Origin of the sequence: Staphylococcus sp. ZWU0021 (genome assembly GCF_000798895.1) — a bacterium.
GTDB classification, from domain to species: domain Bacteria; phylum Bacillota; class Bacilli; order Staphylococcales; family Staphylococcaceae; genus Staphylococcus; species Staphylococcus saprophyticus.
On record NZ_JTLN01000030.1, the window covers coordinates 125,071 to 149,196 of the forward strand.

Below are 24,126 nucleotides of genomic sequence, written 5' to 3' on the forward strand. Positions count from 1 at the left end.
TGTCTAAATCTTAAAACATATAGCTTAAATTCTCTAGTATAAACTTTATTTTCAATCGTTTACTTAACCCTTCGGGTCCAAATTCTTTATATTGTGTAACCCACCTTTCGATTAAACTTTTATTCGATATTTCATATTTCTTTGTTAATGCTCTATAACCTAATAAACTATTCAAATATTCTTGAACTACCTTTAATTTAAATTCATATTTGTAATGTTTGCCCATAAAAAATACACCCCTAAAAGTTAGATTTTTAGTCCAACTTTTGGGGTGCACATCATTCATTTAGCATGCTTGTAAGTCCTTTTTTTATTTGTATTAAAATGATATTTTGTCGTTTTTTATAATTATAATTCCGCTTCAAATGTTTCTAATGCAATTTGTAGTTTATCAAATAACATTTCAAAACCATGTGCAGTAGAATCATGGTATTCTTTTTTCTTTTGCTTATATTCTAATGTTGTAAGTCTACGTTCTCTAGGAACATACGCAGTATAATTGAAAATCATTTGTGTGATGCCAGGTTCTCTTTCGAATATTTCAACTTCTATCGTATCTTCAGAATCACTTAGCTCTGGCATACCTATGGTCATTACAATATATTCAAAAGGCGTTAACGTACGATATGATCCTTGAATTTTATTTTCTTTGCCTTTTCTTACATCAATAATCGTATAGTTTCCATTTTGTTCAGCATCTACTTGGATTGATTTATTTGTTCTTTCTGTTGTCATAAACCATTGTTTAAGAAAACGTTCATCTGTCCACGCTTGATATAACAATTCTGGTTCAACTTTAAATAATCGTTCAAGACGTATCTCAACATTTTCATTCTCTACATTATATTTAGCCACGATGGATTGTTCACCTACTTTCACTCTTATTTCTATTCTAACGCATTATACAAGACTTCTAAACTATAATCATGCGAAATATGAGTGGTTTGTATGATTTTATCAAACTTTCAACAACTTTATTTTATCGTTAATAGTCAGTAAACGTCAAAATTTTGCATTCTTAAATCTTTAACAATTAGGATTAAACTTAATAAAGCATCGTGTACTACGCCGTTAGTCTATACTTAAAAAAGAGAGTCAGAAATCAAATGATACATAAGATTCCGCACTCTCTCAATTTATATTAAACTTAACAATTTTGCATGACGACTGTTAATCATCCATACATATGAAATATTCACTTCACATGATTGTTAGGGTTTATTTCTTGTCCAATCTCGGCAATCTAAAGGCGATAGCAATCAGACCACAAATCCCTAATATCATCGGATAAATCGCATACGGTACCAATTCAAACGGTGATATAGATGCCACACCTGCTGCTGCAATAAGCTGTGGACTATACGGTAATAGTCCTTGGAAACAGCTTGCAAACATATCTAGAATACTTGCTGATTTACGCGGATCTACACCATATTCATCTGAAATGTCTTTAGCTAATGGCCCTGCCATTAATATAGAAATCGTATTATTAGCAGTTGAAATATCGGCCACACTCACTAAGCCAGCAATTCCTAGTTCTGCGCCACGCTTAGATTTCACTCTATTACGCACAAAATTAAGTAACCATGTAATACCACCATTGTGTTGTATCAATGCCACTAGACCACCAATTAATAGTGCAATAATGGCAATATCCTCCATGCCAATAATCCCTTTAGAAATAGAGCTTAATAACCCAATCCAATCAAAGGTACCATAAAATAAACCTATAATTGCTGAAAGTATAATACCGCCAATAAGTACAATAATAACGTTGACGCCGAATAATGCGAGTATGAGTACAAATAAATAAGGTACTACTTTTATAAGATCATAATCGTAGCTCTTAGATGCATCAATTTGTGCTCCATTTGTTAAAAACCAAAGTACAATGACAGTAAATATGGCACCAGGTAACACGATTTTGATATTCACCTTAAACTTATCACTCATTTTTGTTTTTTGAGTTCTTACCGCAGCTATCGTTGTATCTGAAATCATTGATAAATTATCACCAAACATCGCCCCACCTACGACCGTCGCCATAGTGATGGCTGCAGAGACATCCGCCTGTTGGCTTAGTCCAAAGCCAACAGGCGCTATAGCTGCTACAGTGCCCACGGATGTACCCATAGAAAGTGACACGAACATACATATCACGAATAAACCTACAATGATTAAATTCTCAGGAATCAAAGATAGTCCCAAATTCACTGTAGATTTTACGCCACCCATATCTTCAGTTGTTTGCGAAAACGCTCCTGCTAATAAGAAAATGAGCATCATTAGTATAATATTGGAATGTCCTGCACCCTTAGTAAAAATTTCAACTTTCTTTTGAAATGATTCTTTTCTATTTAATACAAGTCCCACAATTGTCGCTACTAGTATCGCAACATTTAGGGGCATTGTAGTGAAATCGCCGGTAATGATACCAACACCTAAAAACATACCCACAAAAATAATTAAAGGTATCAGTGCCCATGCATTACCTTTCTTTGTCTCCTCCATACAAAACCAACTTTCCTTTAAGTTCAAACAGAACATCAATTTTTCTACCATTAAATAAACTTACTCAAATAAAAAACTCTTTCCAATTGAAGAAAGAGTAAACTTTGTACATTTATTCTTATCTTCTAGCATAAATGATGCTACTGGAATTGGCACACGCATAATCATGTTGCCGAAGTATCCACAGGCCAGTCCCTCCACTTCTCTTGATAAGTTATTTAATTTATTTTTCACAGTACAATATTAAATTAGTTTCGTCAATTACTGTTTTAAATTCTTGCTTAAACTTTAACAAATCTTAACAATTAGCTGATGAGCTAATGACTTCAGTCTTATCATTTATAAATTACTCTGTTGGTCGATTAATCGTAAATGATTGTCCTAATGCAGCATAATCATTTCCAGCTAAACGTGCCACAGGCGCTAATGCTTGTGCATCTATTTTACTATCATCAAAGTAAACTGCCTCATCAATGTGATACATCACAACCTCACCAATGATTAAATCTGATCCTTCTTGAGCATCGCCTAATGTAACGATTTGATTTAGTTTGCATTCCATTCGAATTTTGGCTTGTTCCACACCTGGTACAGGCACGACTTCTGATTTCACACATGTCAACTGCGTTCTTTCTAATTCATTTAGTGTTCTGTCTATAGGTGCAGCCGTTTTATTTATTTGTTCTACAGTCATTTCATCTGTAATATGAACTACAAATGAGCCTGTTTCTTCAATATTTAACGATGTATCTTTGCGCTTTCCTTGTGAACGTGCAGTAGAAATCATAATCATAGGAGGTGCGCTGCATACAACATTAAAAAAACTGAACGGTGCAGCATTTAAATTCCCATCTTTATCCTGTGTTGTCACAAATGCAACTGGTCTTGGAATAACACTACCACTTAATAATTTATAATTCTGTTGTTTCGTTAATGTGTTTGCGTTATATTGTTTCATCCACATTTATACTCCTTTTAAAAATAATAAAAAAGCGAGACAGAAACCAAACATTGAATTTGATTTCTCAATCTCGCCCATATAACGTCGGCTATATGACTCATTGTAATATTCGCTTATCAATCTAGAAGTCACAGGGTTTAGATGATACAACTTTAATGTGATTGAATCATCTCCACATTAGCTGTGACGTTTCATATAACCTAGTCTAACTGAGTACCACCTGTCACACCATATACTTGACCTGTTGTATAACTGGATTCTTCAGCTGCCAAGTGTACATATGTGCCTGATAATTCTACAGGTTGACCTGCTCTGCCCAAGACTTCCTTTTGTCCAAAGCTCGGAATTTTAGATTGCGGTTGACCGCCAGAAATTTGTAATGGTGACCAAAATGGTCCTGGCGCAACACAATTCACACGAATGCCTTTCGCACCGAGTTCTTCGGATAGACTTTTCGTTAATGAAATAATCGCAGCTTTTGAAGCAGCATAATCATGTAAAATTGGGCTTGGATTGTAACCTTGAACTGAAGAGGTCAGCGTAATGGTTGCACCAGCTTGTAAATAATCTACTGCTTTTTGAACTGTCCAAAATATTGGATAAACATTCGTCTCAAATGTTTCTGAAAACGAAGCTGTGTCAAAACCTTTTATGCTTTCTCTATATTGTTGATGACCGGCGACGATGGTTACATTGTCTAACCCGCCAAGTTCGTTGTAAGCTGTTTCAACTAAATCGTAATTAAATTGTTCATCTCTAATGTCACCTGGAATTAAGACAGCTTTTCTTCCTGCTGCTTCAATGACTTGTTGTACTTCTTCTGCATCTTGTTGTTCTGCTGGAAGATAATTAATTGCTACATCAGCGCCTTCCTTAGCGTAAGCAATAGCTGCTGCTCTGCCTATAGCTGAGTCTCCACCAGTAACTAACATTTTATAATCATTTAAACGACCATAACCAGTATAGGATGTTTCACCGCAATCAGGCTTTGGATCTAACTTACTTTGTAAACCTGGAACTGGTTGTTCTTGTTTTGGAAAATCTTTATTTGAAAATTTAGTTCTTGGATCTTGACCTGCCATTATGAACACTCCTTAAATTATGAACTAGTTATTAAATACCCAACATTTCTATTGTCTAATACATAATTTAAGTATATTGCCTTAATTTTCATTCAATAATTTTTGTACAAAAGTAACAAAATAGTCAGGTACTTTTTCTAAAATACGTTCATCTGGGTCATATTTTGGATGGTGCAAATCATATTCACTATTAGAACCAATAAAGACAAATACACTTGGATACTTATTAGAAAAACCAGAAAAATCTTCGCCAATCGTCAACGGTTTATCCATAACACTGACATTGTATCCAACTTCTTTGGCAATTGCTATTGCATCATTTGTTAATTGCTCATCATTAACCACAGCACCAGGCAAGCGGTGATAAGACGTTTCAATGTCTACGCCAAATACTTCAGCAAGTCCGCTTCCAATGGCTCTTAATCTTTCTTCAATCAGTACACGTTTATCTTCATCAAAACTTCTCACAGTACCTTGCACATAGGCTTCGTCTGCAATAACATTCCATGTATTCCCACATGATACTTCTCCAATTGTAACAACTGCATTATCAAATGCTGATAAATTTCTACTCACAATAGACTGAACACTATTAATCAACTGTCCCAATACAATCATTGGGTCGTTACCTTGTTCTGGTTTAGCAGCATGCGCACCTTTACCATTAATTTTAAATTCGAAACGGTCTACAGAAGATGTGATAACCCCCGATTTAACCGCAAATTCTCCAATATCTAACGTTGGATAATTATGATAACCTAACACGGCTTTCGCACCGTCAATTGCACCTGTATTAGCAACTTTCACTGCGCCATAGCCCAATTCTTCTGCAGCTTGAAAAATAATGCGCACGCGTCCGTTGAGTTGATTTTCTATTTCTTTTAATCTCACTGCGACCCCTAGCACACTAGCCATGTGAATATCATGTCCACATGCATGCATCGCACCTTCATTGGTCGAAGTGAATTCATGTTTCACTTGCTCATCTATTGGTAGTGCATCAATATCTGTTCTAACTGCAACGAATTGATCACCTTGTCCAACCTCTGCAACTAGTCCTGTTTCTAATGGTAAATCTAAAACTTTAATATCATATGATGCTAAGATGCGTTTGATACGTTTTGTTGTTTCATATTCTGCATCTGATAGCTCTGGATATTGATGAAATGTTCTTCTCCAATTTATGTAGTCTTCGTATTGTGGCATTATATGTCACGTCCTTTCCTTTTATTAAACCCTTGAATCAAATAGTATAGTAAACTAACAAGCACAACCCCGGCCGCTAGGTTATTCGTACTTAAAATAATCAACATTGTAAGTACAACGATCGCCCCATGCTTTATTGGAGATACCTTAATAAATGAAATCGTTCTCCTATCAAATGTATTAAGGGAAATCGTTATTAATACAGTTGCTAGCACTGCCATTGGTATTTGACCGATAATATCTCCAAAAACGAATAAGCTAATGAGTAAAAAAGCACCCGTGATCAATGTTGATACCCTCGATGTAGCTCCCATCGTTGCATTAAATCGCGATTGACCCACAAGTGCGCTACCACCATAGCCACCAAATAAAGCGACAATTGTATTGGCAACACCTTGCCCTATCGTTTCTTTATTTTTATCACTTTTAGTGGCAGTAACTGCATCCATCATCCGCGCTGTTAATGTCGTTTGTACAACAGCAACAATTGCCATTGTCACTCCATACATGCTTGAAATACCAACGATATGCATATCATAAATTGCATCTGGAAATGACAGCATCGGTACATGAATATGCAATGATGCTAAATGGTGTACATAGACAATATCTGGTTTAAGCCACCATGCACATATCGTTAAAATAATAATCGCAATCAATGGTGCCGGCATAAATCTGATATATCTTTGTGCTAACCAAATAATTAAAAAAGATGCCACCGCTATGACATAGGTCGCATTTGAAATATTTAGTATATTTTTTAGTTGCGATGTAAATAACAATACACCTAATGCATTCATAAAACCTATAACAACACCTGTGGGAATATAATCTAATAATTTATTGATTCGGCAAATACCCATCAAAATTTGTATTATTCCCATAATTAACGTAGCCAATATTACAGCGGGCATACCGTGGCTAGACATAAGCGGTGCGACAACTAAAGAAACACCACTACTTGGTGCTGACACCATTAATGTTCGATTGCCGGTCAAACTTATAACTAACATCATAAGTCCAGTACTTAGCATACCTATGGTTGGACTTACACCTGCAATAAAGGAAAAAGCAATTGCACCGGGTAGTAACGCGAGTGCCAACAAAACACCTGCAAGCATATTGGTGACTAATGCCCCGTGCCACTGATTAAAATAACTTATGTGACGCACATTCATTGTCACCTCCAAATTGCTTTAACCATATGGTATCATAATTGTCGAAATATTTAATCAACTCTGCCTAAAATAATACAAAAAAAGCCAAGTCAATTTGACTCAGCTTTAACTATTCAAATTATTGTTCTAATTTGATACGATTATCAATCAACACTTTACCATCTTTAATGACTTTTTCAGCGTGGTTAATACCATAGTGATATGGAATATATTCATGGTTAGGCGCATCCCAAATAACAATATTAGCTTTATCTCCTTGATTAATGGTACCAGCATCAATGTCAATGGCTTTAGCCGCATTAACAGTCACTGCGTTCCAAATTTCATTTGGAGATAATTTCAATTTCAAGGCAGCAATCGACATCACAAGTTGTAAGTTGTTTGTGACACAACTACCTGGGTTAAAATCTGTCGCAATCGCGATTGCGCCATCATTGTCTAACATACCTCGCGCATCTGCATAAGATTCCTTGCCTAAATAGAAAGTCGTACCAGGCAATAACACCGCGACAGTGTCACTATTTTTTAGTTTTTCTTTACCTTCTGTACTTGATGCTACAAGATGATCTGCAGAGATTGCATTTTCGTCGATAGCTAACTCTAACCCCCCCAATGGATCAATTTCATCTGCATGGATTTTCACATCAAAACCTAATGCTTTTGCCGCTTCCATATATTTTTTCGATTCTTCAACCGTAAACACACCAGTTTCACAGAATATATCTGCAAAATCAGCATACGGCTTAACTTCTGGTAATAAATCAATCATCTCTTGAAGAAAAGCTTGATTAGACTCAGCATCTTTAGGTACGGCATGCGGACCAAGGAATGTGTGTTTCATGTCTAAGTTATATTTTTCAGCCAAACGATTAGATACACGTAATTGTTTTAGTTCATTTTCTTTATCTAGACCATAGCCACTTTTACTCTCAACAGCTAAAACGCCATGTTCCATCATCGTCAACAAATTCTTTTCTGCCTTTTTAAATAATGCTTCTTCAGTAGCTTTACGTGTAGCTTCAACTGTAGATAAAATGCCGCCACCTTGTTCAAGAATTTCTAAATAAGAAACACCTTGTCTTTTAAGTGACATTTCATGTTCACGTGAACCACCATGAACAAGATGTGTATGTGCTTCAACCAAAGCTGGTGAAACCACTTTATCTGTTGCATCAATTGTTTCAGTTGCTTCATAGGCATCTGAGTGCTCTCCTGCGTAGACAATTTTGCCGTTTTTAACGACAACCGTTCCATTTTCAATAATGTTAAGTTCGTCTAACTCTTTTCCTTTTAATGGACGTTCAGTAGATTTTGGTAAAATTAGTTCTTTAATGTTTTGAATAATTAAATCGTTCATTATTTGTCTCCTTTACCTGTAATCATTGGGATTTTGATACCTTTTTCTTTTGCAACTTTAATCGCAGATTCATATCCAGCATCCGCATGTCTCACAACACCCATACCCGGATCTGTCGTTAATACACGTCCTAATCTTCTATCAGCACGTTCTGATCCATCTGCTACAACAACCATACCTGCATGTAAAGAGTAACCCATACCAACGCCGCCGCCATGGTGGAATGAAATCCATGAACCGCCTGCTGCTGTATTAATTAATGCGTTTAAGATTGCCCAATCGCCAACAGCATCAGAACCATCTTTCATACCTTCAGTTTCACGGTTTGGACTAGCGACAGAACCAGAATCAAGATGATCACGACCAATGACAATTGGTGCAGAAATTTCACCATCTCTTACTAATTTATTCAATGCTAAGCCCATTTTCGCACGCTCTTCATAACCTAACCACGCAATACGTGACGGTAAACCTTGGAAGGCGATTTTTTCTTGCGCTAAATCTAACCAACGAATTAATTTTTCATTATCTGGGAAAATCTTTCTCATTTCTTCATCTGCACGCTCAATATCTTTCGGATTTCCACTTAATGCTGCAAAACGGAATGGGCCTTTACCTTCACAGAACAATGGACGAATATAAGCAGGCACAAATCCAGGGAAATCAAATGCATTTTCTAATCCATCATTAAATGCAACCTGTCTGATATTATTACCATAATCAAATGCAACAGCACCATTTTTTTGAAATTCAAGCATGAGTTCTACATGTTTTCTCATAGAAGTTTGTGCTTCTTTAACATATTGTTTCGGATCTTTTTGGCGTATTGCTTTCGCTTCTTCTAATGAATACCCTTGAGGTACATAACCATTTAGCGGATCATGTGCACTTGTTTGGTCTGTCACAATATCAATTTTAAAACCTTTATCTAAGATTGCTTTATGTGTGTCAACCGCATTACCGACTAAACCAATTGATAATGGTTCACCCTTTTCACGAGCTTCATCAGCTAAACGTAACGCTTCGTCTAAGTCGTGTGTTTTAACGTCACAATAACGCGTCTCAATACGTTTATCTATGCGTGTTTCATCGACGTCTACGCCGATAACAACGCCACCGTTCATTGTAACGGCTAGTGGTTGCGCACCACCCATACCGCCTAGACCAGCTGTCAAAGTGACCGTGCCATTTAATTTGCCATTAAAATGTTGATTCGCAAGTTCTCCAAATGTTTCATAAGTACCTTGAACAATACCTTGTGAACCAATATAGATCCAACTACCAGCTGTCATTTGACCATACATCATTAAACCTTTTTTATCTAATTCATTGAAATGATCCCAATTTGCCCATTCTGGAACTAATACTGAATTAGATATTAATACACGTGGCGCTTCTTCATGTGTTTTAAATACAGCAACGGGTTTACCAGACTGCACTAACATTGTTTCATCTGCTTCTAATGAACGTAATGTATCTTCAATGGCTTCAAATGCTTCCCAATTACGTGCAGCTTTACCTATACCTCCATAAACAACTAAGTCTTCAGGGCGTTCAGCTACTTCCGGGTCAAGGTTGTTATATAACATTCTCAGTACCGCTTCTTGTTCCCAACCTTTACATTCAATGTCTAACCCTCTTTTTGCTTCTATTTTTCTCATGAAAAATCACTCCTTGTTTTTAATAAACATATCCTTTGTTTAACAATAACTAAAAAAACCATAGTACAAATGGTATGGTAATAAGCAATGTAAGCACGATACTTACACAAAAGCACACCTTTCTCTATATGAACCAGTATAATGTGTTATTATATAGACTACCAATATAAATAAACTAATTATTGATAGCTTTAAACTATAAATAACTAATTAAAGGAGCTTTCCTTATGAAAATCATACAATTAGAATACTTTGTTGCTGTTGTTAAATATAATAGCTTTACTAAAGCCGCTAACTTTTTACATATTAGTCAACCTTCTCTGACGACAACAATTAAAAAAATGGAAGCTGATCTAGGTTATGATCTATTTATGCGTACGACTAAAGATATTAAAATTACTGAAAAAGGCATTCATTTTTACAATTACGCACGACAACTGATACATCAATATCATCAAACTATCGAAAAAATGTACGATCTCAATATGGGACATGTACCTAAAATTAAAATATCTATTTTAGAATCGACAAACCAATGGCTTTCTCAAGTATTATCGACACATGCTAAACAATTTCCAGATCAAACTTACCTTGTATCTGAAATTCATGATCAAAATAAAATTTTTGAATTGCTCGTTAACTTTGAGAATCATGTTGCTTTCACTAACGAACAAATGAAGCATGATGATATTGAATCTATACCGCTCTATGAGGAGTCCTATGTGTTGATCACTCCTAAAAATGCTTTTCCACATTCACATACTACTTCTATTGCATCCTTGCCATTAATATTGCCAACCAAAGGATCCCAAGTTCGTAAACATCTAGATGACTACTTTAACCGTATGAACTTGCATCCTAATATCATTATTGAAGCGGATCGATTTGAAGCTGCCACGAACTTTGTGCATAGAGGTTTGGGATATGCTGTGATACCTAGAGTTTATTATCAATCATTTAATGCTAAGGATTTAGATGTCTTAGATATTCAACCTAAGTTAGGTCGTTCTATATATATTAACTACCTAAAAAAAAGAAAGCACTCATCACGTGTGCTTTCTTTCATCGAACAATGTGTTAACTATTGGAATTTTAAAGAATAAAATGATATAAGAAATTAGCTGATAATTTTGCAGTTCTGTTATCTACATCATACTTAGGATTTGTTTCAGCAATGCTAATTGTTGGGACTTTTTCATTCGGAATGATGCGTTTAGCTAATTCAAGTACGATGTGTGGTGATAATCCAAGCACACCATTAGCACTCACACCTGGTGCAAACGCGCTGTCAATAACATCCATACATATTGTAAACATGATGACATCATGATCATGTACAAAACGTTCCACCTTATCTTTGATTGGAGGAGAAATTTGGTGAAGCAATTCTTCTGAATAAACATAACCGATGCCTTTAGTTTCTGCATAGTCAAAAAGTGCTCGAGTATTGCCACCCTGTTGTATACCTAATACAAGATAATCTGTGTTTTCATCTTCTTCTAGTATTTGTCTAAAACTCGTGCCAGATGTTGAACCTGATTCTTCTCGTGTATCAAAGTGTGCATCAATATTAATGACACCAATAGAAGCGTCAGGATATGCCTCTCTCGTGCCTAGATATTGTGCATATGCAATATCGTGACCACCACCAAGTAAGAATGTTTGATTATGTTTTTTTATAGATTTGGCAACGTAATGCGCAAATTCTTGTTGCGTTTCTTCTAATCTATCATGATTGTGTTCAACGTTGCCATAGTCATATACATTACATTGTCTAATAACTGGTAAATTGGCAAACGTTTTTTTAATTGCATTCGGGCCTTCTTTTGCACCAATACGCCCTTTATTCAATTCAACACCTTTATCTACCGCGTACCCTAGTATACCTACACCATGACGTGATTCATTGTCATCATCTTCAATATTGCGAAAATTTATAGTTTGAAAGTGCCTAAATTGTGATTCATCTGTTTCACTATCAATTCTTCCAGTCCAAAGATCACGTTGTGCTAATTTATACATAATTCTCCTCCTTTAAATACTTACGGTCATTTAAAAGTATACGCTTACATTTTCCTCAATTCAATTTATAATAATATTTACCCAATTCGCATCATTATAAATTTAAAAATTCGTAATAAATATTTCAATTTCATGTTAGATTAACTCAAACTATTACATTTCAATGATAAATCGGGAATTTAATTTATTTCTATCTCATAAATATGTATAATTAGGTACAAATGATTTTTTTGAACCCTATTGGAGGTTACATAAATGAATACAAAACGTATACCAGGTTTTCAATGGGCAATGATGATTTTTATCTTCTTTATTGTTGCTTATGCATTACCTATTATACTTAAAGATTTACAGAGTTCCGTTCCATTTAAAGATTTCGTCTTTGATATGAGTACACTTGCACCATTCATAGCAGCTTTTATCTGTATTGCTATATTTTCACACAGAGGTACTCAATTAGCTAGTTTAAAATTGACTATTAGCTTAAAAGTGATTGAGCGTGCAATTTTAGCGCTTATTTTACCATTAATTATTTTTATTATAGCTATGGTATGCTTTAATATTTTTTCTGATAGTTTTGTTCTTTTACAAACAAAAGATTTATCTGTTTCAATTTCATCTATTATTATAGGACAAATTGTCATGGCTTTTTTAGTAGAACTCGGTTTCCGTTCTTATCTACAACATATTGTTGAAACTAAGATGAACACGTTCTTCGCGTCTATTATTGTTGGTTTTATGTATGCAATATGGAATGTAAACATCGCCTTTAGTTTTGACTTTGCAATATATAGTTTCCTATATTCATTTGCTTTTTCAATGATTATTGGGGAATTAATACGTGTAACGAAAGGCCGTACAATATACATTGCAACTTTATTCCATTTCGCAATGTCATTTGGACTTGTATTCTTATTTAATGAAGAATTAGGCGAAGTATTTGCTATGAAAGTCATCGCCTTATCAACTGCAGCCGTTGCTATACTTTATATTTTAATTAGTTTAATTATTCGTACAATCCTTTATTTCTTTACAAAACGTAATTTAGACGAAGTAGAGGAAAATAATTATCTTGATCACGTTAATGACACCGATGAAGATCTTACTGATGTTGGTGATGAATATAACGTGTCAGAAACCGACGAAACGCATCATTCAGCGAATGTAAATGCCGCTACAGCTGAGACATCTTCAGAAGTTCAAGATAAGGAAGATCCAACTGATCGTCATCACGAATCAAATGCATCAGACCAAGATAATCAATACAATTCGACAGAAGATACTGCACATGAGGACGACAGTCGAGCGAATATAATCTCAGAGAATACACCAAGTCCCTCATCAAATGATTCAACGAAAGTGGACGCTAAACACTCAGATTCACGTGCGAATAGTGCAGTAGAAGCATCTACTGAGAAGGCACATCCAGAATCAGACCAAGATGAAGTGAAAGTAAATTCTCGCTATACTTCAAATCGACAGTCATCTGTCGTATCTGATGCACGTACAACAATCGATGAAGAAAGTGATGAATCTTCAAGACATTTGAGTTCAGAAAGTGACGATGTAACGCAACAAGATAATCAACCTTTAGATACAGCTGATTCATCTAATGCTGATTACGAACGCTCACCTTTTGATTTGAAAAGTAAACGTGGACACCGTAGCTAATCATACTCAATATAAAATGATTCAACTGATTTTATGAATTTTAAAAACCAATGCTAAGCTATGTTTCATGACTGATAGCTTTAGTATTTGTTTTTTGTTTAATTACTGTAGCATGTAGCGATATGATATTTTCAAACGATACAAAAAGACATTGTGCTCGAATGAATAAGCACAATGTCTTTTTTAATCTATCAATGATGCTTTATTTTTAATCTTTACTCCATTCGTTGTACCAATAATGGCTTGGTCTGCAACATTTAAAAAATAACCTGTTTCTAGTACACCGATAAGGTGAATCAAAAATTCATGCATACCTGCTGCGTTGATACCTTCATTTAATACAACATCTAAGATATAATTACCGTTATCTGTAATAAATGGCACATCATCAACCATTCTACGTGTTACTTTTAATTCATCATATGCTTTAATTCGTTTAGCTACAAGTAACCAATTAAATTTGTCCACTTCAACAGGCAACTTAAACGTTTGTCCAAGATAGTCTACACATTTACTATCGTCAGCTAAGACAACAAATCTTTCGGCCATGGCATCTATTACTTTTTCTCTAAATAGCGCGCCTCCACCGCCTTTAATTAAGTTTAAGTCGTTATCAATTTCATCTGCGCCATCTATTGCAATATCGATATGATCCACATCATTCACATCAATGATATGGATACCTAACTCTTTGGCTATAAATGCCGTTTTATTAGAGGTACAGACACCTGTGATTTTTATTTGTTCTTGTTCCAGTTTCTCTGCTATTTTTGGGACAAGCAATTCAATCGTTGATCCAGAGCCAATACCAACAATCATACCATCTTTAATCTGGTCTAATGCATCATTAAATGTACTCATTTTTAACTGTTTCTTATCCATCATGCTTCCCCTTTTATACTGTACTTTTATCTTTATTGTACATGAGATTTATTAAAATACCTAGACAGAAAACTGATTTTCAAAATAAATTTATACATATACTTGCATAATTAACACATTGTTTTAAAATAATAATCAATCTATTGTTGGAGGTACAAAAATATGATTTATAAATTAGAAGCCATTTCTACTGGCAAAATACAAGATTTACCATATAGTACCAAAAGACCTATGCGTTCTGCATTAAATAAAGAAAAATATTCAGGAAAAATGTGGCTTACACATACTGGATTTGCTGAAGATGAACAAGAATATAAAGGACATGGCGGGCCAAATAAAGCCGTTTGCCTGTACAGTAAGAAAAATTATGAACTTTGGAAACATGACCTACCAGCGTTACCACCCTATGCGATGTTTGGTGAAAATTTAACAGCAACTGATTTAGATGAAGCGCATGTCTATTTTGGTGATCAATTCCAGCTTGGTGAAGCTATTTTAGAAGTTTCAGAAATCAGAGAACCTTGTTGGAAAATACAAGAAAAGTATAAAATCCCTGATTTGATTAAGAGAATGTCATCTTCTTGTAAAACTGGCTTCTATTTTCGTGTGTTACAAGAAGGCTACGTACACGACTCCGATCATTTAAAACTTATCAAATCTGCGGATGCATCAACACGTCTTTCTGTGTATGAGCTCAATGACATCTATTACAATGATAATAAAAATATTAATCGCTTAACCTATGTTTTAAAAAATCCATATTTAACAAGCGACAGGATTAGCAAATTTGAACGCTTCTTAAAACGTGCTCAAAAATAATAGCGTTTGCTGTAATTAAATTAAAATGAAATGAAAGGCGGGTATCTCATTTAAGATACCCGCCTTTCATATAGTCTATACTTAATGATTAACCACTCTCCCAAATGGTGTCATAAGTATTGACTCGTTCATTTTTATAGTTGCTTTTCAGAAATTTTATATGACGTTTTAGAGTAAAAAGGCTCATTAGCTTCTAAAATGGATGGTGCTTGATCGCCTAATAAATTAATATCGTTTGGAATACATTGCGTTTCTAGTGTAAAACCTGAGTGCGCTTTATAAATATTAAAATCACTATTCCAACCAGTTGTATCATTAAATGTGTAAATGACAATGTTTGGCATATCTGTGTTTACTTTTAATATAAAATGTTTATTTTCCACAGTCATTTCATTACCACCAATATCAAATGGATGATCAATACCACCAAAGCGTTGCATTTGTTCTTTAACAATTGCGTCTTCACTATCAAAAATATCTTTGAACTGGATATTTTGTTCTTGGAAGGTATTTACCAAACTTAAAGGTTCCATACTTTTCACGATATTGTCTTCCCCTAATAAATACATATCCAATTTTGAACTTGAAATGCTGTGATTATCAATCACATTGTTGTCTCTGTTCAAGTTAAAATATACATGATTCATCGGATTAAACAATGTTTTTTCAGTTGATTTCGCTTTATATTCTATCGTCCACTTATGGTCGACATTATAAGTGTGAATCACTTCTAAATCAATATCACCTGGAAAGTGATCATCTGCACTTTGAATTGTAGTAGTAAAAATAACCTTCACTTGTCCGACTTGTTCTTCAATTTTATAATCAAAGAAACGTTTGTCTATACCATTGGGTCCACCATGAATATTATGTACACCATTATTGGCATCTAACTCATATTTTTTACTATCTAACTCAAATGTTGCATTTGCAATTCTTCCGCCATATCGACCTACGGTTGCACCAAAATTATAAGGATTCGATTCATAAAACTCATCTGCTTCAACGACATTACCCAGTACAATATTATTATCGTCGTATTTCCACGATACAATTCTCGCACCATAATTTGTAAAAACAATTTTTGTTTCTTCATTATCAATTTTAATCAAATCGATACCATTGCTTTGACTTTCTACTTTTGCAAACATCATTAATGACTCCCTTTCAAACCTACACTTTAATAATAGGTTTTTCCATGAATAAAATTCAATCATAAATGTCGCCTTCGTTATACTTGATTCAAGGGGTTTTGAACAAGTATGAAGGCAATTATCTAATATAGATTTCGTTTACGAATATAAGATAATCATAATTTCATCATTAAAACACTGAATTGGTGCACACAAATGATCTCTAAAACATATATTTATGGTCCCTCAATCATAAAATATGCTTAGATGTTTAATTAAAAATAATTATGTAACATTTGAATACATTCAATCATTTTTTATATCTTCATATTACTCACTTATATTGTAACAATTTATTCAAATATTTATCTATACTAATCATAAATTCTATCAAACTATATAGAAAATTGTTATACATTTTTCTATTTTTACCTAATTCCCAACAAATTCATCATCTTCCAATCAATAATTATATGAATTAATAACAAAAAAACGAGCTAAGACGTCTATCATGCCTCAGCCCATTTCACAATCTAGTCATGTTATCTAGAGATCACGCAACGCCATTTGCTTAGAAAAAATAATTTTCTATCTCACTCTATTAGGTATTCATGCGTTTAACTTCTTTTAAAAATACGTTTCATTGCATTCATAAAGCCTTTATCAAAACTCAAAATCGTATTTTTGTAACTTCTTACAGCAATCCATAATAAAATAAAAATGGTAATAATGGATAAAATAACACTCACAACAATCTCCCAAACTGCAACATCAGGTGACGCTGAACGTACAAACATTACGAACGGAGACAATAGCGGGATAAAACTAGTGATTTTTGTAAGCATTGTATCTGGATTCATCACACTGAATAACGAGATATAAAATGCAATCATACTGAATAGTGTCATCGGCATCAACGCTTGGTTGATATCTTCAATACGTGCCGTAATGGATCCCAAAATAGCTGCTAATATAATATATGAAAGGATACCAATAATTAGTGAAACGATACCTACAATAGATATTTGCATCGTTAACTCGTTTGGTTCAATTTTAAATCCTTTCAACATATCACTTATATCAAATACGAAGAAACATATTAAGCCTGCCGCTACAAATATGATAATCTGTGTAAATGCCACAGCAATCACACCGGAAATCTTAGCTAAAATATGTGTGACTGGACTCACACTCGTAATAATCATTTCGATAACGCGTGACGTTTTTTCTGTAGCAATTTCCATCGCTACTTGACTTGCATAATTAAAGACAATAAAGAATATCAACATCAGTCCTGCGTATACCATTATTGTGTTAAAGCCTTTTTGCGCTTCACTTAAATTTGAATTGCTTGCTTTATCAGCAATGACTTCTGACGTAACTTTACTTTGTGATTGCAATTGTTTCAGTTCCCCTTGGGACAAATTCAAGTTCGCTGCGACGAGTTGTGTTTGAATTGTTGATAAAGAAGCTTTTAATTTTTGTTTTTGTTGTTCTGAAACTGTATCTTTACTTAAAATTTTTCCAGAAAGTTTATTATCATCTGTCATTTTGATAATGTATGCTTTATCTAATTTTTCGTTTTGAACTTGCGTTTTAGCTTGCTTCTCTGAAACTTTTTTAAATGTAGCCCCCTCGTCCAGTTGATCACCTTGACTTTTTATTACTTTATAAATTTCATTGTCAGATGAAACAACACCGACTTTATCAGGACCATCATCAAACAAATCAATAATCTTATTCATATTAGATGCTAAGAGCATTAAGACAATAACCAATCCAGTAAAAATCATAAATGATTTCGTCTTGACTTTGTTCTTGTACGTCAGTGAAAATGTTGCTAAAAATTTATCCATTAACGTCACCTACTTTGTCTATAAATATTTCATTTAGTGAAGGTTCTACTACCTGGAATCGTTTCACAAAGCCATATTGTTTCACTATGTCATAAATTTGTTCTGCGACGGATTCTGTCTCTATCATTACTTTAATCTCTCTCTTATTTCTGTCTACCTCTAGGACGCCATCTACTTTATCAATTTCTGGCATTTCGTGATCTGTTTCAATGACTACACGTTTGTTGCCATGATTCGTTTTCACTTCATCAATTGGACCCGATACAACAAGCTCTCCCTTATTTAAAATACATACGTTATCGCATAGTTCCTCAACATGTTCCATTCTATGAGAGCTATATATAATTGTCGTACCTGCATTGTTTAAGTCTTGAACCGCCGACTTTAGCAATTCAACATTCACTGGATCCAAACCACTAAATGGTTCATCAAGAATAAGCAACTCAGGATCATGTAGCATACTTGCTAGTAATTGAATTTTCTGTTGATTCCCTTTAGAAAGTGATTCGATTTTCTTTTCTCTATTTTCTGTAATATCAAATCGTTTTAACCAGTAATCAATTGCTTTTGTAATATCTTTAGATGCCATGCCTTTTAATGTAGCTAAATAACGTAATTCGTCTTCTACTTTCATCTTAGGATGTAAGCCACGTTCTTCTGGTAAATAACCAATACGATTATATAACGAGCGATCGATTACTTTATCATTATATGTGATGCTTCCCTTTGTAATGGGTGTCAATCCTAATATCATTCTAAATGTGGTTGTTTTCCCAGCGCCATTTCTTCCTAAAAATCCTAGCATCTTTCCTTTTTCTAAGGAAAGTGACATATCGTTTACAGCAGTAAAATTTTTATACTTTTTTGTTACATGGTCAATTATTAATGACATACGATTTCGCCACCCTTCTTATATAAATCCTCTACTCTGATGATACCATTTGTCTTTTGAAATATACATTTTTAAATAAATCACACATATTTATATTAATAAGACTGTATTTCTCAATAATCCAATATCACAATGATCTTAACTTTACATTATAATATGTAAGCACTATCATAAAGATAAATGAAGTCTCTAGGCTTATTCCACAAACTGATTAGGGGGCAATGCAATCATGACATATAGTATCGGCATCGACTATGGTACCGCTTCAGGGCGCGTATTTTTAGTAGATACAACAAATGGTGAAATTATTTCTACATATATAAAAGAATATCCACATGGCACCATTTCAGAATCATTAAATGGTACCGAATTACCGCACAATTATTTTTTACAACATGCAGCAGACTACACTTCTATATTGGAGGAAGGCGTTCAGTACGTCTTAAAAGATAGTCAAGTTGATCCTAAGTCCATCATTGGCATTGGTATAGATTTCACCAGTTGTACCATCGTGTTCTTAGATGATGACTTCAAACCTTTACATTTACATCCAGATTTAGAAGATCAACCGCATGCTTATGTGAAACTGTGGAAGCATCATGGCGCTCAAGATGAAGCAACCTACATGAAACAAGTAAGTGATAAGGTAAACCCATCCTGGTTAAATTTTTATGGTCATAACGTAAACAGTGAATGGATGATTCCTAAAATATTAGAAGTTAAAAACAAAGCACCAGAAGTTTTAGAACGTAGTGCCTATATCATGGAAGCTGGAGATTATTTAGTCAGTTTATTAACTGATAAAAATATTCGCTCTAATTGTGGCATTGGATTTAAAGGCTTTTATAACGAAACAGATGGCTTCAATTATTCCTTTTTTGAAGCTATCGATCAGGAATTACCAGAAATTGTTAAAACAAAATGCGAAGCACCCGTAGTCAATATCGGTGAAAGCGCTGGTAGTTTGAGCCCATATTATCAAAATCTATGGGGCCTTACAGAACAAGTACAAATTTCTCCGTATATCATTGATGCGCACTCCGGTGTACTCGGTGTCGGCGCAATTGAACAAGGTGAATTCACGCCTGTTATCGGTACAAGTACATGCCATCTGATGCTCGATCCAAAACAAGAACCCATACCTGCAATTACTGGTTCAGTTAAAGATGCTATCATTCCAGGTCTTTATGCATATGAAGCTGGACAAGCTGCTGTTGGTGATTTATTTAATTATTCTGCCAGCCTCGCACCAAAATCTTATGTAGACCAAGCTGAAAAACAAGGCCTTTCTATCCTTGGATACTTAGAGAAACTGGCTGCTGATATATCAATAGATAAACAGCATGTAACCGTACTCGATTGGCATAATGGTAACCGTAGTATCTTAAGTGATAGTAAGCTAACAGGTAGTATCTTTGGTTTAACACTGCAAACACCATTTGAAATGATACACAAAGCTTATTTAGAGTCTACAGCGTTCGGAACAAAAATGATTATGCAACAATTTGAAAACAACCACATTCCCGTAGAAACAGTATATGCTGCCGGTGGTATTCCTATAAAAAGTGAACTTTTAGTTGATATTTATGCTAATGTGCTAAATAAAGAAGTGGTCGTTATTGATTCAAGTAACGCTACAGCGCTTGGTGCAGCTATGTTGGGTGCAAATGTTGGTGGCGCTTATCCAACCTTAAAAGAAACTGTCAAACATATGAAGCAACCTGTTTATTATCGTAAACAACCAGAAGCTAAAAAAGTTAAACAGTATGCGCTTTTATTTGATCGTTATAAAGCCTTGCATGATTTGCTTGGTAAAGAATATCCACAATTATCTTATATTAATTAAATTATAAAGAGGGCTGTTTCAATTATATGAAACAACCCTCTTTATAATTTATGGCATTTAATATTTAAAATTATCGTCTTTTTTAGTAGCGTTCTCATCACTAGTGTTAACTTCTTCACTGAAAGCATTCTCTTCACTATTCACGTGTTTCACATTTGTGTCTTCGTGTATAGGTGCGTCTTGATTTGCATATGTGTTAGTAGATGATTTAATATGATTGCCATATTTATGACTAGCACCATATTTATTCGTTTTTCTTTCACTATCAAGACAACAAATCACTAGCATGTAGATGCCAAGTGCTATATAGACAAGGAAAATAATAGCAAAAAATATGATATATACTGGATTATTATATTCAGGATCTTGAATATTCACTACAAATAGCACCGGATAACTTATAACAATAACACCTAGATATATTAATGGCATGAGCATGGTTCTTCCCGTATCATGAAATCTTCTGATTAAAAGTGCCCATCCTGGAATTAATGTTGCCAAACTGTATATTAATGCGTAACAAATCGATAAGAATAATAATATAACTCCTATAGCAACCAATTCTTCAGAACTTGATGCTGCGCCTGATACAGTCATTATTAAACCGATGATATACAAAATCAATGCTGGCATCATAAAGATGATGTTCCATAATGCCATGAACCAGTACTCGCTACGACGTGAACGGCCTTTGAAATTAACATAGTTTTTCCAAAATAATTTGAGTGCCTGACCAAATCCAATGCTTCGTTCCATACTTTCCCCTCATTTCATATTCATTTTGTTTTCAATAAGTTTTGTCATATACTAGACTTTAACCAAAAGCATATGCTAATTCCTATTAATCTTATAATAATTAGTGTAACAAATAATCATGTACATAGTAACACAATTTTACAAATATTTTAAAAACATCTAAAAAAATTTAATTTCATATAATTAAAAGTGGAGGGCATCTAATGGATTTTTTACAACGCGATACCGTAACAATTGCTAAAGACTTACTCGGCGTAAGAATCATCTACCACGATGAACTACAAACCTTTACAGGTTATATTGTAGAAACAGAGGCATATATAGGAACAAAAGATCGTGCTGCCCATGGTTATAACGGAAAGAGAACACCTAAAGTTGAATCATTGTATAAACAAGGCGGCACTATTTATGCCCATGTCATGCATACACATCTACTCATTAATTTCGTTACCCAATTGGAAGGCCAACCTGAAGGGGTATTAATTAGGGCAATAGAACCCGAAGAAGGTATAGAGTTAATGGCTATTAATCGAGGAAAGAACGGTTTCGAACTGACTAATGGCCCAGGTAAATGGACTAAGGCGTTTAACATACCTAGACATTTAGACGGATCCAAATTGAATGAAGGTCGGCTAAAAATTGATACAAAAAATCGTAAGTATCCTAAAGAAATTGAAGCAAGTGGCCGTATTGGCATACCTAACAAAGGGGAATGGACACACAAGCCATTAAGATTCACTGTAAAAGGAAACCCATATATTTCACGAATGAAGAAATCAGACATGCGACAACCAGAATATACTTGGCGCATATAAAAAAATAAAGGACATTCAGAATATGTTTTTAAAACGCATATTGAATGTCCTTTACTTATATAGTTCTTTTCCAAAACATAAAGTAAGTGTCTAATGAGAGACAGATATATTTATGCTATTTTTGCTTTTTATCTCGATCCAATAGTCCAAATTGAATTGTAATGATTGTACAAATTACAAAAATCACAGGATAAAATGAATATTTTAAAACTTCTAAGTAAGATACATCACCGTATTGTTCTACCATTAACATCCCTGAGTCATGAGGTAATACCATTAATGCACAACACGCGAAAATATCTAGTAAACTTGCCATACGTTTTGGTGGTACTTTATACTCGTCACCGATTTCTTTTGCAATTGGCGCAGAAATAATAATAGCCAATGTATTGTGTGATAAAGCTGCTGAAAGCACCCCAGACATTAAACTGATAACATACTCAGCACTCTTGCGCCCTTTTGCTTTTGTCTTCATAGCTGTAATAATCCAATCTATACCACCGTAGTAACGAATTAATGCCACAAGACCTGATACTAAGAAAGCAACGAGGAAAATAGTGAACATACTTTCCATACCATCACCTATTGCTTTTGTAAATTGAAATACGCCCATTTGACCTTGCACCATGCCAAGTACGCCAGCCATAACGATACCAATAATTAATACAAGTATTACATCAAGACCAGCAATCGCTGCTATCAAGACGAAAATATAAGGCAAAATATTGATAAAATTAAAACTTAAATCTCCTTCTACTTTACCTGTTCCTCCTACAACAGCATAAAAAATAGCTGTAATAATAGCTGCCGGTAAAGCAATTAAGACATTCATCTTAAATTTATCTTTCATTTTCGCACCGACACCATTTGTTGCTGCGATCGTCGTATCAGATATAATAGATAAATTATCTCCAAAATATGCACCTGCGATCACCGCTGCACCCGCCGCTGCAACACTTAAATCTGCAGCTTGTGCGACTGCAACACCAACAGGAATGAATGCTGCCTGTGCACCAGTTGAAGTCCCTAATGTTAAGGCCGCAAAACCACTCATGATAAATATGCCGGGGATGAGTAAACTTGGTGGAATAACAGACAGACCCATATTAACCATCGCAGCCTTGCCACCCATTTCTGAAGTTACAGTAGAAAATGCACCCGCGAGTAGTAAGATTAATCCTAAATTTACTATGCCTGAATTACCAGCATGTTCAGTAAAAATTTGTACTTTTTTTGTGAATGCTGTTTTCCTATCATAGCAAGTCCACGCAATCACAATACCTATCATGATTGCCACATGTCTCGGTAACTGATCGAACGCATCCTCTTTACCCATTATCGTGAAAGTAATCCCTACGCCAATATATAAAATTAAGAATATCAGCAACGGCAATAAGGCTAACGCCCCATATTGTTTTTCACTTCGTAACGACTGTTCCATATATATACTCCTTATAACCTAGTATTTTCATACGATA

Annotated in this window: 21 protein-coding genes and 1 riboswitch; of the genes, 5 read left to right on the top strand and 16 right to left on the bottom strand. The window is 34.5% G+C overall.

What is annotated here, in order from left to right:
- Positions 1-10: 10 nt before the first annotated feature.
- The 9 genes from L987_RS13765 to hutU all read right to left on the bottom strand — a co-directional run bounded on the left by L987_RS13765 (position 11) and on the right by hutU (position 9,956).
- A complete protein-coding gene (locus tag L987_RS13765; RefSeq protein ID WP_103301910.1) occupies positions 11-226 on the bottom strand; it encodes a helix-turn-helix domain-containing protein in 216 nt (71 codons plus the stop codon).
- A 122-nt stretch (positions 227-348) separates the two neighbouring features.
- Positions 349-855 carry an SRPBCC family protein gene (locus L987_RS09725; protein WP_011302526.1) on the bottom strand — a complete coding sequence of 169 codons (507 nt, stop codon included), beginning with the start codon at positions 853-855 and terminating at the stop codon, positions 349-351.
- Positions 856-1,218: 363 nt separating this feature from the next.
- On the bottom strand, positions 1,219-2,511 hold the full coding sequence (locus L987_RS09730; RefSeq protein ID WP_041784777.1) for a Na+/H+ antiporter NhaC family protein: 1,293 nt from the start codon (positions 2,509-2,511) through the stop codon (positions 1,219-1,221).
- A gap of 115 nt (positions 2,512-2,626) precedes the next feature.
- Positions 2,627-2,727, bottom strand: a riboswitch (SAM riboswitch).
- A gap of 130 nt (positions 2,728-2,857) precedes the next feature.
- A complete protein-coding gene (locus L987_RS09735; protein WP_041079152.1) occupies positions 2,858-3,469 on the bottom strand; it encodes a flavin reductase family protein in 612 nt (203 codons plus the stop codon).
- 203 nt (positions 3,470-3,672) lie between these two features.
- Positions 3,673-4,554, bottom strand: a complete 882-nt coding sequence (locus L987_RS09740) for an SDR family oxidoreductase (RefSeq protein ID WP_002482530.1) — start codon at positions 4,552-4,554, stop codon at positions 3,673-3,675.
- 81 nt (positions 4,555-4,635) lie between these two features.
- The gene (locus L987_RS09745) at positions 4,636-5,760 is read right to left on the bottom strand and encodes an amidohydrolase (protein WP_047504448.1); all 1,125 of its coding nucleotides are present in this window, start codon (positions 5,758-5,760) and stop codon (positions 4,636-4,638) included.
- Positions 5,760-6,938, bottom strand: a complete 1,179-nt coding sequence (locus tag L987_RS09750) for a SulP family inorganic anion transporter (protein WP_047504449.1) — start codon at positions 6,936-6,938, stop codon at positions 5,760-5,762. Before L987_RS09750 ends, L987_RS09745 begins: the two co-directional genes overlap by 1 nt.
- Before the next feature lie 118 nt (positions 6,939-7,056).
- Positions 7,057-8,295 carry an imidazolonepropionase gene (gene hutI / locus L987_RS09755; RefSeq protein ID WP_047504452.1) on the bottom strand — a complete coding sequence of 413 codons (1,239 nt, stop codon included), beginning with the start codon at positions 8,293-8,295 and terminating at the stop codon, positions 7,057-7,059.
- On the bottom strand, positions 8,295-9,956 hold the full coding sequence (gene hutU / locus L987_RS09760) for a urocanate hydratase (RefSeq protein WP_011302520.1): 1,662 nt from the start codon (positions 9,954-9,956) through the stop codon (positions 8,295-8,297). Before hutU ends, hutI begins: the two co-directional genes overlap by 1 nt.
- 227 nt (positions 9,957-10,183) lie before the next feature.
- Here hutU and L987_RS09765 point away from each other — a divergent pair, with 227 nt between their 5' ends.
- Complete coding sequence (locus L987_RS09765; protein WP_011302519.1) at positions 10,184-11,059, top strand: LysR family transcriptional regulator; 876 nt, start codon at positions 10,184-10,186, stop codon at positions 11,057-11,059.
- Here the strand turns inward: L987_RS09765 and hutG are convergent.
- Positions 11,049-11,978, bottom strand: coding sequence for a formimidoylglutamase (gene hutG, locus L987_RS09770; RefSeq protein WP_047504455.1), 930 nt, complete (start codon positions 11,976-11,978; stop codon positions 11,049-11,051). The two genes, L987_RS09765 and hutG, sit on opposite strands and share 11 nt — an antisense overlap.
- A gap of 255 nt (positions 11,979-12,233) precedes the next feature.
- Between hutG and L987_RS09775 the strand changes: the two genes are divergently transcribed.
- Positions 12,234-13,649 (top strand): CPBP family intramembrane glutamic endopeptidase, encoded by a 1,416-nt coding sequence (locus L987_RS09775; protein WP_047504457.1) that lies wholly within the window; start codon positions 12,234-12,236, stop codon positions 13,647-13,649.
- Between the two features lie 183 nt (positions 13,650-13,832).
- On the opposite strand, the gene L987_RS09780 is transcribed toward L987_RS09775, so the two are convergent.
- Positions 13,833-14,534: a ribose 5-phosphate isomerase A gene (locus tag L987_RS09780; RefSeq protein WP_041784774.1), complete on the bottom strand. Its 702-nt coding sequence runs from the start codon at positions 14,532-14,534 to the stop codon at positions 13,833-13,835.
- A 159-nt stretch (positions 14,535-14,693) separates the two neighbouring features.
- Here L987_RS09780 and L987_RS09785 point away from each other — a divergent pair, with 159 nt between their 5' ends.
- The gene (locus tag L987_RS09785; RefSeq protein WP_011302515.1) at positions 14,694-15,350 is read left to right on the top strand and encodes an MOSC domain-containing protein; all 657 of its coding nucleotides are present in this window, start codon (positions 14,694-14,696) and stop codon (positions 15,348-15,350) included.
- 134 nt (positions 15,351-15,484) lie between these two features.
- Here the strand turns inward: L987_RS09785 and L987_RS09790 are convergent, their stop codons facing one another.
- The 3 genes from L987_RS09790 to L987_RS09800 form a co-directional block, all read right to left on the bottom strand.
- Entirely contained in the window at positions 15,485-16,501 is a 1,017-nt protein-coding gene (locus tag L987_RS09790) for an aldose epimerase family protein (protein WP_041784773.1), read from the bottom strand.
- 599 nt (positions 16,502-17,100) lie between these two features.
- Positions 17,101-18,339, bottom strand: a complete 1,239-nt coding sequence (locus L987_RS09795; protein WP_011302513.1) for an ABC transporter permease — start codon at positions 18,337-18,339, stop codon at positions 17,101-17,103.
- A complete protein-coding gene (locus tag L987_RS09800; protein WP_011302512.1) occupies positions 18,332-19,231 on the bottom strand; it encodes an ABC transporter ATP-binding protein in 900 nt (299 codons plus the stop codon). Before L987_RS09800 ends, L987_RS09795 begins: the two co-directional genes overlap by 8 nt.
- A 229-nt stretch (positions 19,232-19,460) precedes the next feature.
- Here L987_RS09800 and L987_RS09805 point away from each other — a divergent pair, with 229 nt between their 5' ends.
- The gene (locus L987_RS09805) at positions 19,461-21,077 is read left to right on the top strand and encodes a ribulokinase (protein ID WP_047504460.1); all 1,617 of its coding nucleotides are present in this window, start codon (positions 19,461-19,463) and stop codon (positions 21,075-21,077) included.
- Between the two features lie 57 nt (positions 21,078-21,134).
- Here the strand turns inward: L987_RS09805 and L987_RS09810 are convergent, their stop codons facing one another.
- Positions 21,135-21,833, bottom strand: coding sequence for a DUF805 domain-containing protein (locus tag L987_RS09810; protein ID WP_011302510.1), 699 nt, complete (start codon positions 21,831-21,833; stop codon positions 21,135-21,137).
- Positions 21,834-22,036: 203 nt separating this feature from the next.
- Between L987_RS09810 and L987_RS09815 the strand changes: the two genes are divergently transcribed.
- Positions 22,037-22,648: a DNA-3-methyladenine glycosylase gene (locus L987_RS09815; RefSeq protein WP_002482515.1), complete on the top strand. Its 612-nt coding sequence runs from the start codon at positions 22,037-22,039 to the stop codon at positions 22,646-22,648.
- A gap of 115 nt (positions 22,649-22,763) precedes the next feature.
- On the opposite strand, the gene L987_RS09820 is transcribed toward L987_RS09815, so the two are convergent.
- Positions 22,764-24,089 carry a Na+/H+ antiporter NhaC family protein gene (locus L987_RS09820; RefSeq protein WP_011302509.1) on the bottom strand — a complete coding sequence of 442 codons (1,326 nt, stop codon included), beginning with the start codon at positions 24,087-24,089 and terminating at the stop codon, positions 22,764-22,766.
- Between the last annotated feature and the right edge of the window lie 37 nt (positions 24,090-24,126).

Excerpts from the sequence above, each read along its gene's own strand:
- L987_RS13765 (WP_103301910.1), bottom strand. The coding sequence starts at position 226 with ATGGGCAAACATTACAAATATGAATTTAAATTAAAGGTAGTTCAAGAA.
- L987_RS09815 (WP_002482515.1), top strand. The coding sequence starts at position 22,037 with ATGGATTTTTTACAACGCGATACCGTAACAATTGCTAAAGACTTACTC.
- L987_RS09775 (WP_047504457.1), top strand. The coding sequence starts at position 12,234 with ATGAATACAAAACGTATACCAGGTTTTCAATGGGCAATGATGATTTTT.
- hutI (WP_047504452.1), bottom strand. The coding sequence starts at position 8,295 with ATGAACGATTTAATTATTCAAAACATTAAAGAACTAATTTTACCAAAA.
- L987_RS09800 (WP_011302512.1), bottom strand. The coding sequence starts at position 19,231 with ATGTCATTAATAATTGACCATGTAACAAAAAAGTATAAAAATTTTACT.
- L987_RS09790 (WP_041784773.1), bottom strand. The coding sequence starts at position 16,501 with ATGTTTGCAAAAGTAGAAAGTCAAAGCAATGGTATCGATTTGATTAAA.
- L987_RS09735 (WP_041079152.1), bottom strand. The coding sequence starts at position 3,469 with ATGAAACAATATAACGCAAACACATTAACGAAACAACAGAATTATAAA.
- L987_RS09805 (WP_047504460.1), top strand. The coding sequence starts at position 19,461 with ATGACATATAGTATCGGCATCGACTATGGTACCGCTTCAGGGCGCGTA.
- L987_RS09750 (WP_047504449.1), bottom strand. The coding sequence starts at position 6,938 with ATGAATGTGCGTCACATAAGTTATTTTAATCAGTGGCACGGGGCATTA.
- L987_RS09730 (WP_041784777.1), bottom strand. The coding sequence starts at position 2,511 with ATGGAGGAGACAAAGAAAGGTAATGCATGGGCACTGATACCTTTAATT.
- L987_RS09795 (WP_011302513.1), bottom strand. The coding sequence starts at position 18,339 with ATGGATAAATTTTTAGCAACATTTTCACTGACGTACAAGAACAAAGTC.
- L987_RS09740 (WP_002482530.1), bottom strand. The coding sequence starts at position 4,554 with ATGGCAGGTCAAGATCCAAGAACTAAATTTTCAAATAAAGATTTTCCA.
- hutU (WP_011302520.1), bottom strand. The coding sequence starts at position 9,956 with ATGAGAAAAATAGAAGCAAAAAGAGGGTTAGACATTGAATGTAAAGGT.
- hutG (WP_047504455.1), bottom strand. The coding sequence starts at position 11,978 with ATGTATAAATTAGCACAACGTGATCTTTGGACTGGAAGAATTGATAGT.
- L987_RS09765 (WP_011302519.1), top strand. The coding sequence starts at position 10,184 with ATGAAAATCATACAATTAGAATACTTTGTTGCTGTTGTTAAATATAAT.
- L987_RS09810 (WP_011302510.1), bottom strand. The coding sequence starts at position 21,833 with ATGGAACGAAGCATTGGATTTGGTCAGGCACTCAAATTATTTTGGAAA.
- L987_RS09785 (WP_011302515.1), top strand. The coding sequence starts at position 14,694 with ATGATTTATAAATTAGAAGCCATTTCTACTGGCAAAATACAAGATTTA.
- L987_RS09745 (WP_047504448.1), bottom strand. The coding sequence starts at position 5,760 with ATGCCACAATACGAAGACTACATAAATTGGAGAAGAACATTTCATCAA.
- L987_RS09780 (WP_041784774.1), bottom strand. The coding sequence starts at position 14,534 with ATGATGGATAAGAAACAGTTAAAAATGAGTACATTTAATGATGCATTA.
- L987_RS09820 (WP_011302509.1), bottom strand. The coding sequence starts at position 24,089 with ATGGAACAGTCGTTACGAAGTGAAAAACAATATGGGGCGTTAGCCTTA.